Source organism: Streptomyces flaveus (assembly GCF_014647675.1).
GTDB classification, from domain to species: Bacteria; Actinomycetota; Actinomycetes; order Streptomycetales; family Streptomycetaceae; genus Streptomyces; species Streptomyces flaveus.
Genome location: NZ_BMPQ01000014.1, coordinates 51,063 through 61,958, shown reverse-complemented (window position 1 = coordinate 61,958; position 10,896 = coordinate 51,063). Strand labels below are relative to the sequence as shown.

General features: G+C 71.7%; 11 protein-coding genes and 1 pseudogene. 2 read left to right on the top strand and 10 right to left on the bottom strand.

Annotated elements, in window-relative coordinates; genetic code table 11:
• Window positions 1–385 (bottom strand): annotated as a pseudogene (locus tag IEZ21_RS25785) (hypothetical protein); the annotation flags it as partial.
• Window positions 386–495: 110 nt separating this feature from the next.
• Entirely contained in the window at window positions 496–1,062 is a 567-nt protein-coding gene (locus tag IEZ21_RS25780) for a TetR/AcrR family transcriptional regulator (protein ID WP_189324264.1), read from the bottom strand.
• A 101-nt stretch (window positions 1,063–1,163) separates the two neighbouring features.
• On the opposite strand from IEZ21_RS25780, the gene IEZ21_RS25775 reads away from it, so the two are divergent.
• Together IEZ21_RS25775 and IEZ21_RS25770 are read left to right on the top strand one after the other, a co-directional pair.
• Window positions 1,164–2,087 (top strand): NmrA family NAD(P)-binding protein, encoded by a 924-nt coding sequence (locus tag IEZ21_RS25775; protein ID WP_189324263.1) that lies wholly within the window; start codon window positions 1,164–1,166, stop codon window positions 2,085–2,087.
• A 425-nt stretch (window positions 2,088–2,512) separates the two neighbouring features.
• The gene (locus tag IEZ21_RS25770; RefSeq protein ID WP_033318262.1) at window positions 2,513–2,716 is read left to right on the top strand and encodes a cold-shock protein; all 204 of its coding nucleotides are present in this window, start codon (window positions 2,513–2,515) and stop codon (window positions 2,714–2,716) included.
• 245 nt (window positions 2,717–2,961) lie between these two features.
• Here the strand turns inward: IEZ21_RS25770 and ssuE are convergent, their stop codons facing one another.
• The 8 genes from ssuE to IEZ21_RS25730 are packed head-to-tail and all read right to left on the bottom strand — an operon-like array spanning window position 2,962 to window position 10,891.
• On the bottom strand, window positions 2,962–3,519 hold the full coding sequence (gene ssuE, locus IEZ21_RS25765; RefSeq protein WP_189324262.1) for an NADPH-dependent FMN reductase: 558 nt from the start codon (window positions 3,517–3,519) through the stop codon (window positions 2,962–2,964).
• 29 nt (window positions 3,520–3,548) lie between these two features.
• Window positions 3,549–4,940: an FAD-binding oxidoreductase gene (locus tag IEZ21_RS25760; protein WP_189324261.1), complete on the bottom strand. Its 1,392-nt coding sequence runs from the start codon at window positions 4,938–4,940 to the stop codon at window positions 3,549–3,551.
• Window positions 4,937–6,112 (bottom strand): acyl-CoA dehydrogenase family protein, encoded by a 1,176-nt coding sequence (locus tag IEZ21_RS25755; RefSeq protein ID WP_189324260.1) that lies wholly within the window; start codon window positions 6,110–6,112, stop codon window positions 4,937–4,939. Before IEZ21_RS25755 ends, IEZ21_RS25760 begins: the two co-directional genes overlap by 4 nt.
• The gene (locus IEZ21_RS25750; protein WP_189324259.1) at window positions 6,109–7,116 is read right to left on the bottom strand and encodes an ABC transporter substrate-binding protein; all 1,008 of its coding nucleotides are present in this window, start codon (window positions 7,114–7,116) and stop codon (window positions 6,109–6,111) included. The genes IEZ21_RS25755 and IEZ21_RS25750 overlap by 4 nt, the downstream gene beginning before the upstream one ends.
• A complete protein-coding gene (locus IEZ21_RS25745) occupies window positions 7,113–8,216 on the bottom strand; it encodes an LLM class flavin-dependent oxidoreductase (protein WP_189324258.1) in 1,104 nt (367 codons plus the stop codon). The genes IEZ21_RS25750 and IEZ21_RS25745 overlap by 4 nt, the downstream gene beginning before the upstream one ends.
• 7 nt (window positions 8,217–8,223) lie before the next feature.
• Window positions 8,224–9,207 (bottom strand): ABC transporter substrate-binding protein, encoded by a 984-nt coding sequence (locus IEZ21_RS25740; RefSeq protein ID WP_189324257.1) that lies wholly within the window; start codon window positions 9,205–9,207, stop codon window positions 8,224–8,226.
• A 23-nt stretch (window positions 9,208–9,230) separates the two neighbouring features.
• Window positions 9,231–9,986, bottom strand: a complete 756-nt coding sequence (locus tag IEZ21_RS25735; RefSeq protein ID WP_189324256.1) for an ABC transporter ATP-binding protein — start codon at window positions 9,984–9,986, stop codon at window positions 9,231–9,233.
• A gap of 5 nt (window positions 9,987–9,991) precedes the next feature.
• Window positions 9,992–10,891, bottom strand: a complete 900-nt coding sequence (locus tag IEZ21_RS25730; protein ID WP_189324255.1) for an ABC transporter permease — start codon at window positions 10,889–10,891, stop codon at window positions 9,992–9,994.
• Window positions 10,892–10,896: the final 5 nt, after the last annotated feature.

Sequence of the window (10,896 nt, the reverse complement as noted above, 5' to 3'; positions counted from 1 at the left end):
GGGGCGGCGGTCGCCGGGCGACCGTCAGCAGGTAGGCGCACTCCCGGCAGCCAGGATCCGTGGCCGCGAGCCGCCGTGCCCGGGCCGGCCAGGCACCCGACTGTGCGAACTCGCCGTCCCGGGCCGGCGCCTTGCACAGCCAGTACGCGCACCGCAGCGCCGGTCCGACGGCTCCAACCTCGGCGTGGGTCGTGAAGGCCCGGCGCAGCAGGACGATCGCATCGTCGCCGCGCCCCAGCATGTCCGCGGCCTCGGCAAACCGTTCGACCTCGCCGATATCGAGGGAGCGCACCGCGTCGACCTCGCCGAGCAGGTCGTACGCCTCCGTCCAGGCCTGCCGTCGGCAGGCCTCCCGTCCCCTGGCGAGTTCCGCGTCCACGTCCATGGCGCCTCCGCCCCCATTGCACCGCGGCCGGGCCCCGGCTGTCACCCGGCGCGGAGGAGCGCTCAACCCCGACTGTCAAAAGCCATGCCCAGTTGGGACATCGGCTGTGTTCAGCTCCGCGGGCTCAGTCCCGCCACGGCCAGCCGGAACAGCCGGTCCGCCCGGGCGGCGTGGTCGGGGTGGTGCTCCGTGGCCAGGACAATGCCGACGACCAGCGTGATCAGGTCGGCGACAGTGACGCCTGCCGCCACCGCGCCATCCTGCTCGGCGCGCCGCAGCAGAGGGCCTGCCGCCTCTTCCAGTGCCGCCGAGCAGCTGTTCTCGTGCACCGGGACGGCCCCGGCACCGTCGTAGGCCAGCGCGGCCGCCAGCCCCCGGGCGCAGACGCAGTAGGCGACGACGTCACCCAGCCATTCAAGGAGCGCGTCCCGGCTGTCGCCCTTGCCGGCCAGGTCGTGGGCGCGGGCGCACAGGGCCTCGATCCGCTTCCAGGAGACCGCCTCCAACAGTGCGCGTCGGGTGGGGAAATGCCGGCGCACGGTCGCCGAGCCGACCCCCGCGGTGCGGGCGATCTGTTCCAGGGAGGCGGCGGCGCCCTGGGCGGCGACCTCCTCCTCGGCCACGGCGAGGATCCGCGCGTAGTTGCGCCGGGCGTCGGCGCGCTGTCGGTCCGGCATGGCGTCCTCTCCGAGCTTGCTAAGTGGCGGGGCCCGCCATATCGTACCGGAGCAGAAACGGCGGACCCCGCCGTTTATTCTCCGCGTACCCGAGGAGCAGCATGTCCACAGACTCCGCACCCGTCCTGGTCACCGGCGCCACCGGCAAACAGGGCGGCGCCACCGCCCGCGCCCTGCGCGCGGCGGGCGTTCCCGTCCGCGCCCTGGTGCGCGACCCGGCCACCGACCGGGCGAAGGCCGTCGAGGAACTCGGCGCCGAACTGGTCCCCGGCGACCTTCACGACCGCGATTCCGTGGTCCGGGCGGCCGAGGGTGTCCGCGCCGTCTTCTCCGTGCAGATGCCCGCCATGACCGCGGAAACCTTCGATTTCGAAGGGGAGGTGACCCAGGCCGTCAACCTCATCGAGGGCGCGAAGGCCGCCGGAGTGCCGCAGTTCGTGCACACGTCCGTCTCCGGCGCCGGCCGGCACACCGAAACTCCCGGCTGGGCCGAGGGCCGCTGGGCTGCGATGGAACCCACAATGACCGCCAAGAGTGCGATCCAGGACCGGCTCCGCTCGGCCGGCTTCCCGCACTGGACGCTCCTCAAGCCGGCCACCTTCATGGAGAACTTCCTCCCGTCCATGGCGTTCCTGTTCCCGCGCGGCATCGAAGGCGGCCTGGTGAGCGTCCTGAACCCCGAGACCCGGGTGTCCCTGGTCGCGGTGGACGACATCGGCAGGGCAGCCGCCGCGGCCCTCGCCGCGCCGGAGCGGTTCGACGGGGTCGAGCTGGAGCTGGCGAGCGACTACCTGTCGATGACCGAGATCGCCGAGGTCCTCTCCCGCGCGCTGGGCACGCAGTTGTCCGCACCGTCCATGACCGAGGAGGAGGCCCTCGCCGCCGGGATGCCGGCGTACGCCGCCTCTTACGAGTGGCTGAACGTGGCCGGCCAGCCGGCCCGTCCGCAGTACGCGAGGGACCTCGGCATCCCACTCACCAGCTTCGAGGCATGGGCACAGGAGCACATGCGGCCCACGGCCTGACACGGCTCCGCGCCGAGGATCCCGGGGCCTGGACGAATCCCTGGCCGACACCCACCGGGCCCTCTCGGCGTCCGTTGCCAAGACGCCACGGGCTTGTCATACGGGATGCCCTCTTCGACCTCCTCCTGCGCCGACCGCGCCGCAGTCGCCAGGCCGGCTGGTGGCCCGCGGTGCCCGGCCCGCAGGCCCGGACCAGTTCCTCCGCACGCGCTTCTGGCCGGGGAAAGAGGCATCATCCACAGCTGCGTCGATAGCGGCTGTCGGCCACGCGGTGTAGCGTCGATATCCAGTAGTCGTGGTTCCGAAGTCCCGTTCGCCCGTGATCACGATCATGGGCGTTCTTGCTGTTCAGCGCCTCTCCGGACCAGGGCAGCCATCTCCCGGGCCTGCAGGGTGCGAGCCCGGGTTCCTCGAAGGAGCAGGCCATGGCCAAGGGCACCGTGAAGTGGTTCAACAGCGAAAAGGGTTTCGGCTTCATCGAGCAGGAGGGCGGCGGACCCGACGTCTTCGCCCACTACTCCAACATTGCCGCTCAGGGCTTCCGGGAGCTGCAGGAGGGGCAGAAGGTCGAGTTCGACGTCGTGCAGGGCCAGAAGGGCCCGCAGGCGGAGAACATCCGCCCGGCGTGACCACAGCGCCCCGCAGGATCGGATGGGAGGCCGGCTCTGGGGCACGTACCAGGTGAGGTCACCGTCTCAGCTCAACATGGAGCGGCTGGCGAGGAACGAGCAGCCCCTACGACGTCGGCGTGCTGCGTCTGACGATCCCGGTCGCTGGGCAGGCCGTTCCACCCCACCACGCCGCTCCAGGCGCCCCGCCCGCCAGATCTTCGTATGGCCGTTTGCTCAGCAAGGTCACCCCAGGGGCGGGGTGGTCACGCCACCGCTCCAAGTGGCTCACGGTCGCCGAGTGCCGCGGAGAACTGGTCGACGACCTGCTCCAGCGCCTCCCTCGTCCTCGGCTCCACGACGATGCCGCTGTTGTCGTGGCGGACCTCGATGTGCTTGTCGAGTACGAACCAGCCCGGCGTGATGTGAGCGGGACCCATGGATGCGAGTACCGGACGCAGGGCGTAATCGATGGCCAGGACATGGGCGGTGGTGCCGCCGGTCGCGAGCGGCAGCACGGTCTTGCCTGTCAGTGCGTACTGGGGGAGCAGGTCGAGCAGCGACTTGAGCAGCCCCGAGTACGCGGCCTTGTAGACCGGGGTGCCGATGACGACGCCGTCGGCCCGGTCGAAGAGTTCCGTGGCCGCGACGATCGCCGGGTGGCCGAAGTCGGCGTGCAGCAGGGCCTCGGGCGGGAGGGTGCGGACGTCCAGGGGGACCACCTCGTGCCCCTGCGCCGTCAGCCGGGCGTCGAGGTCGCGCAGGAGGCGGGCGGTGCGGGAGGTGGGGGAGGGGCTGCCGGAGACGGAGAGGACGGTGGCCATGAGAGAGCTCCGAAGGAGGGAGAGGGCGGTTACAGGGCCTTGCCCGGGTTGAGGATGTGGTGCGGATCGAAGGCCGTCTTGATGCGTTGCTGCAGCGCGTGCTGTTCGGGGCCGAGTTCGTCGGCGAGCCAGCGCCGTTTGAGCGTGCCCACGCCGTGCTCGCCGGTGAGGGTGCCGCCCAGGCGCAGCGCGGCGGTGAAGATGTCGCCCGCCGCCTGCCAGGCCGCATTCGAGATGTCCGGCGAGGCGGGGTCGAGGACGAGGATGGGGTGGAGGTTGCCGTCGGCGGCGTGGGCGAAGGTGAAGATCCGTACGTCGTGGCGTTCGGCGATGGCCGTGATCTCCCGTACGGCGGCGGCCAGTTGGGATCTGGGGACGGCGATGTCCTCGATCAGCACACGGCCCAGCCGCTCCAGGGAGGGCAGAGCGAGCCTGCGAGCTGCGAGCAGTCGTTCCGCCTCCACGGGGTCGGAGGTGGTCTCGACCGACGTCGCGCGGTCCCGCAGCAGCCGTACCGCCAGCTCCGCCTCCGCCTCGGCCGCCGCAGACCGCCCGTCGCACTGCAGGAGCAGCAACGCACCACCGCGCGAACGCAGGCCCGTGCCCTGGGCCTCGTCCACGGCTCCGAGCACCGGGCCGTCCAGCAGCTCGGCCATGGAGGGCTCAAGGCGGGCGGCGGTGAGCTCCGCCATGGCCTCGGCGCCCTCGGCGAAGGTGTCGAAGTAGGCGGCAACGGTGGCGGTCGCCTCCGGCACCGGACGCAGTCGTACCGTCGCGGTGGTGATCACGCCCAGAGTGCCCTCCGAGCCGGTGAGCAGGGCCGTCAGGTCATAGCCGGTGACCCCTTTGACGGTGCGCCGGCCGGTCCGTATCGGCGTCCCGTCGGCGAGGACCGCGTCGAGACCCAGCACCGCGTCCCGGGTCACCCCGTACTTGGCGCAACGCAGCCCGCCCGCGTTGGTCGCGATGTTCCCGCCCACCGTGGAGATCGCCGCGCTGGCCGGATCGGGTGCGTACCGCAGCCCGAACTCGCCCGCCGCGCGGTCCAGTTCGGCGGTGATGACGCCCGGTTCGACGACGGCGATCTGGTCGTGCGGGTCGAGGTCGAGGATGCGGTTCATCCGTGACAGGTCGAGCACGACGGTGCCCACTCCGGCGTTCGCCCCGCCGGAGAGTCCGGTCCCGGCCCCGCGCGGTACCACCGGCACCCGCAGGGCATGCGCGTGCCGCAGAGTCGTCCGTACGTGGTCGGCGTTCGCCGCGTGTACGACGGCGAGCGGCACGCCGTCCGGGTGGCTGCCGGAACGGTCGGTCGCGTACGGGGCGGCCCGGGCGCCGGTGCTCAGCGCGGCGGCGGGCAGGTCGCGGCGCAGGGCCGTCAACAGCAACAGGGCTTCATCCGCCCCGAGTTGGAGGGTCACAGGTCCGCCCTTCCGGCCTCGTCGAGTGCCCGTCCCCCGATGGCGAGCAGCGCGATGTCCTCCTGCGGGGCGTGCACCGGGGCGCACTGGACGTCGCGGAAGTGGCGTTCGAGGGGGTTGTCGCGACTCAGGCCCGGATTGCCCAGCAGCCGTACGGCGAGCCCGACCGCCTCGGTGGCGTGCCGGTCGGCCAGGACCCGGGCGCCCAGGGCCTGTTCGGGGGCGTACGTGTCGTCGGCCGCGTCCACCCGCTCGGCGCCGCCGAACACCAACTGTTCGGCCGCGTCCAGCCGCAGGGCGATCTCTCCCGTCGTCCGCCGGAAGCGTTCCGTACGGGCCACGGGGTGGCCGAGGTTGGCCGGCACCCGCTCGTGGGCGAACCGGTGGAAGTACCGCTGGGCCGCGCGGGCCACGCCCAAGTAGAGGGCGGCGAGCGGGAGATGGAGCGCCGCGCCCGCGCGGTTGTCCTGCTCCGCGCCGACGCCGTGTGCGGCGATGTCGACCACGTTCCCGGCCGGGATCTCGACCTCGTGCAGGGCTATGTCGTGGCTGCCGCTGGCGCGCAGCCCCAGATGGTCCCAGCGGTGGGTGATCTCGATACCGGGGGTGGTGCCGGGCACGGCGAACGTGCCGACCCGCGGCGTGGGTTCGTCCGTGGTGGCCCACACCAGCAGCCAGTCGAGGCCCTCCACGCCGGTCGCGAAACGCTTGCGGCCGGACAGAGACCAACCCGTGGCCGTGCGCCGGGCCACCGTCGCGGGCAGCCCGCCGCGTGCGGGAGAGCCCAACTCGGGCTCCACCCGCACGTGGTTGAGCAGCACCGGGCGCCCAGCCGCTTCGGCCAGCACCTGCCCGTACAACTCCTCCGGCCAGTGCGGCCGTACGGCCTGGCGGTGGTGGACGGTGAGACTCATCGCCGCGATGAGCGCCACCGAGGGGTCGCCTTCGCCCAGCGCGTGCAGGATCCGCGCGGTGCCCGCGACCCCGAGCCCGGGACCGCCGTACCGTTCGTCGACCGTGGCGGTGAGCAGCCCGGCCTCGTGCGCGGCTCGGATCCCGTCGGCCGGGAAGGCGCCCGTGCGGTCGTACTCGGCCGCGGTGGCCGCGAGTCGCCCGGTGACGTGGGAGAGGGTGGTGAGATCCGGTGCGCGGAGCAGGAGACCGGTCGTCATGAGGAGAGTGCCTTCCGCAGCGGGGAGTTGAGGCGGTCGGTCCAGAACGCGGAGACCTTCAGCGGCTGCTTCAGGGCGCCGAGGTCCCGGAACGCGTCGGCCACCTTCTGCTGGGAGGCGGTGGCCTGCGCGCTCACCAACCGCACTTCGGTCTTCCGCTGTGCCTCGCCCTCCTCCAACTCCTCCAGCGCCTCGTCCACCGGCTGATGGGTCGCCGCGGCGACGACCTTCGCGTACTCCTTCTCGTGCCCGTCGCGGACGTACGCGTACGCCTTGTCGATACGGGTGAGCAGATCCGCGAGCGCCTTGCGGCGGGCCGGGCTCTGGAGGGTGTCGTCGGAGGCCGTCCACAGGAAGTTCCCGGAGAGGATGTCCTTGGCGGAGCCGATGGTGCGGGCTCCCCGCTGGTGGGCGGCGATGATCGCGTTGCCGTATCCGGCGAAGGCGTCGACGGAGCCCCCGTTGAGCGCGGCGAGGCCCTTGTCCGGCTCCAGCGGGGCGGCGGTGATGTCGTCCCAGCCGAGCCCGGCCTGCTTCAGCAGCTCGTAGAGGAAGTAGTGGGCGGTGGTGTTCTTGACGTAGCCGACCTTCTTGCCCTTGAGCTGGGCGATCGAGGTGATCCCCGAGTCCTTGGGGGCCACGACCTCCTGGTTCAGGGTGTTGCCACGCTGCACGGCGACGACCTTGAAGTTGGGCCTGCCGTCGGCGGCGGCGAAGACCGGCGGGATCTCGCTGGAGCTCGCCACGTCCAGCGCCCCGGCCCGCACCGCCTCCAGCTGCTTGTCGCCGCCCTGGAAGAGGCTCCACTGCACCTTGTAGGGGGTGTCGTCCAGGTGGGCGAACTTGAGCAGGGCCTCCTCCCGCTGCCAGCCCGTCGCGCCGACCCGCAGCGTGACCGAGCCGTCCCCGCCGCTGTCCTCGGCGCCCGCCGAGCCGCCGCAGCCGGTGAGCGCACTCGTCAGGAGCACGGCGGCAAGGGCGAGCGCGCGCCCCGTTCGGCTCACGCGGCCGCTCCCGAGGCCGCGCGGTGCGCCAGCTCCTGGCGGACCAACGGAAGGACGTAACGGCCGTAGTCGATCGCGTCGTTGAGGGGGTCGTACCCACGGATGGAGAGCAGTTCGCAGCCGATGTCGACGTAGTCGAGCAGCGCCTTGGCGACCGTCTCCGGCGAGCCGACCAGCGCGGTCGAGGCGCCGGCGGCGTTGGTGGCGGTGGCCGGCGCGGTCCACAGGCAGCGGTCGTGCACCTCGCCCCGCTCGGCGACGGCCAGCAGGCGCTGCGAGCCGACGTTGGCCGGGGCGCCCTGGCCGAGCGCCGGGTAGTGGCGCTGCTTGGCGCGCTCGGCGTGGTTGGCCTTGACCGTACCCAGGATGCGGTGCGCCTTCTCCCAGGCCAGCTCGTCGGTGGGGGCGATGATCGGGCGGAACGACACCCAGATACGGGGGTGGGGCCGCCCGGCGGCATCCGCATGGGCGTTCACGGCCGCGATCTGCTCGGCGGTCTCCTTGAGAGGTTCGCCCCACAGCCCGAAGATGTCGCCCAGCTGACCGCCGACCCGGTAGGCGTCCTCCGAGGAGCCGCCCACGGAGATGGGGATGGTGTCCTGGTAGGGGGTGACGTCGGAGCGGAAGCCCTCGAAGCGGTAGTACGGGCCCTCGTGGGAGACCGGTCCGTCGGCCGACCACACCTTGCGCAGGATCCGGATGTATTCGTCCGAGCGCGCGTACCGCTCGCTCTTGCTCAGATAGTCGCCCTCGCGGCGCTGCTCCTCGTCACTGCCGCCGGAGATGATGTGCACCGCCAGCCGGCCCTCGCTGATCCGGTCCAGGGTGGCCAGGGCGCGGGCGGCGTGGGTCGGGAAGATCACACCCGGGCGGTGTGCCAGGACCGGCTTGATGCGTTCGGTGTGGTTGGCGACGAACTGCGCCAGCTGCAGTGCGTCGGGAGAGGCCGAGTGGTAGGTGACGAGGGTGTAGTCGAAGCCGCCGTCGTCCAGGGCGCGGGCGTAGCGGCGGGCGTAGTCGACGTCGATGCCGGAGCCCGCGGTGGGGTCGCCCTCGGTGGCGGGGTTGGGGTGGACGGCGCTGATGAACTCGACGGGCATGGCGGGGTCACTCCTTGACGAGGCTGGTGTCGACGTGGTCGGCGACGGTCGGATTCGGGGTGAGCACGCCGATGCCGTGCATGGTGTCGCCGACCTTCTGCACGGCGTCGACGACCTGCGAATTCACCGGCAGCAGCTCGCTGTTGGCCTGGCTGACCAGCGTCTTGGCCACCTCGGGAGAAGCACCGTTGTTCTGCTGGATGGCCTTGGCGTAGTCGTCCGGGTGCTTCCGCGACCAGGCCAGTGCCTTGTCCAGGCGGCGCAGGTAGTCCGCGACGGCGGCCTTCTTGCCCTTGTCGGCCAGCGCCTTCTCGGAGGCGCCGATGAACCCGTAACCGCTCACGCGCCCGTCGGCACCGTTGACGAGAAGCCGGCCGCCCTGCTGCTCGGCAACCGCCTTGTAGACCCCGAACGTGGCCCAGGCCTCGATCTTCCCGGAGGTGAACGCGGCCTGGGCATCGGTCGGCAGCAGGTACTGCACCTTGACGTCGGAGTAGCTCAGCCCCGCCTGCTCCAGCACATGCGCGAGCAGATACTCGGCGATGGACCCCTTGGCCGAGGAGACCACGACCTTCTTGCCCTTGAGGTCCTTGACGCTCTTCACCGACGAGCCCTCGCGGACCACGATCCCGGTGTGCGTGCCGTCGTTGCGCAGCGCGCCGACCGCCTTGACGGGCACGGAGCCGGACAGGGCCTGGAGTGTGGGCAGATCGGCGGCGTACGAGGTGTCCGCTGCCCCCGCCTGCACGGCCTGGAAGAGCGGCGCGGCGCCCTCGAACTCGGCCCACTTCACGTCGTACGACGTCCCCTTGAGCGCGCCGGAGGCGTTCAACAGGGTCTGCAGGTTCTTGGCCTGGTCGCCGATGGTGAGGGTCACGCCCGAGGAGCTCCCGTCGGACGCGGCTTCGCTGTTGCCGCCGCAGGCGGTGGTGGCGAGCAGGGCGGCGAGGGAGAACGCGGCGCCGAGGGTGCGCAGCGTGCGGGTGGTCATGCGGTTCATGGGATTCCTGTGGTTCATGCCGTGGCCGTGGTTGTGGCCGTGGGCTCGTCGAGTTGGGCCGAGGCGTCGTGGACGCCGAGCCGGTGCAGCAGCTCGCCGCGCAGCCGTACGAAGTCGGGGGAGCCGAGGTTGCGCGGGCGCTCCAGGCCGACTTCGGCCTCGTACGCGATCCGCCCGTCGTCCATCACCAGGACCCGGTCGGCGAGCAGCAGTGCTTCTTCCACGTCGTGGGTGACCAGGAGCACTGAGCAGCCGTGCCGCTGCCAGAGGTCGGCGACCAGCCGCTGGGCCTTGCCGCGGGTGAGGGCGTCGAGTGCGCCGAACGGCTCGTCGAGCAGCAGCAGTTCGGGCTCGCGTACCAGTGCGCGGGCCAGCGAGACGCGCTGGGCCTGGCCGCCGGAGAGCGTCTTGGGCCAGCTGCCCGCGTACTCCTCGATGCCGACCTCGGCCAGATAGCGCTCGGCGAGCGCCCGGTCGGAGGAGGCGGGCAGGCCGAGCACTACGTTGCGCCAGACCCGCAGCCAGGGCATGAGCCGCGGCGACTGGAAGGCCACCGAACGGCGCTCGGGCACGGTCACCTCGCCCTCGGTCTCGCTGTCCAGACCGGCGAGGATCTTCAACAGGGTCGACTTGCCGCAGCCGCTGTGTCCCAGCAGGGCGACGAACTCGCCCTGGCGGATGGTGAGATCGAGTCCGTCGATGACGGTCTTGTCGTCGAAGGCCCGGGTCAGCCCGCGGACCTCGACATGGGTGCTCACACTCGTGGTCATGGCCGTCACGCTCCCTCTCCGTCGAACGAGGCCCGCCAGGCCAGCAGCCGACGCGACAGCAGCCGTACGGCGAAGTCGCACAGCAGCCCCAGGACCGCGTAGACGGCGAGGCACAGGACGATGACGTCGGTCTGGAAGTACTGCTGGGCGTTGCTCATCAGGTAGCCGATGCCGGCGTCGGCGTTGACCTGCTCGGCGAAGACCAGGGCCAGCCAGGCGGTGGACAGCGCGTAGCGCAGCCCCACCAGCGCGCCGGGCAGCGCGGACGGCAGGATCACGTACCGGATCAGCCCGAGGCGGCCGAGCCCCACCATCCGCCCGGCCTCGATGAGCTGGGCGTCGGCGGAGCGGATGCCGCCGTAGATGTTGAAGTACAGCGGGTACGTGACGCCGAGCGCGACGAGCGCGATCTTCGGGGTCTCGTCGATGCCGAACCAGACGATGAACAGCGGGATCAGCCCCACCCAGGGGATGGCCCGGAACATGCCCATCGACGCGTCGATCACGTCCTCGCCCAGCCGGAACAGCCCGGCGGTGAGCGACAGCGCGAGCGCGACCGTCGCACCGATGAGGAACCCGATGGCCGCCCGGCGACCGGACGCGGCGATGGCCTGCGGCAGTTCACCGGTGCCGGTGAGGTCTATGGCGCGCTGGAGGACATCGACGGGGGAGGCCAGTACGGACTCGGGCAGCACTCCGGTGCTGCTGGCCAGGAACCACACCAGCAGCAGACCGACGGGGCCGACGGCGCGTCGCACACCACGCGGTACACGAAGGGCGCGGGGCTTGCGCGGGGCTGCGGGGCGGTCGTTCTTCGTGAGGGACGGGGCCGGTGTGTCCGTATGCGGTGGTGGTGCGTGTGTCGGTGGGGAGGTTCCGGATACAGCGGTGTTCGGGGCAGGCATGGCTC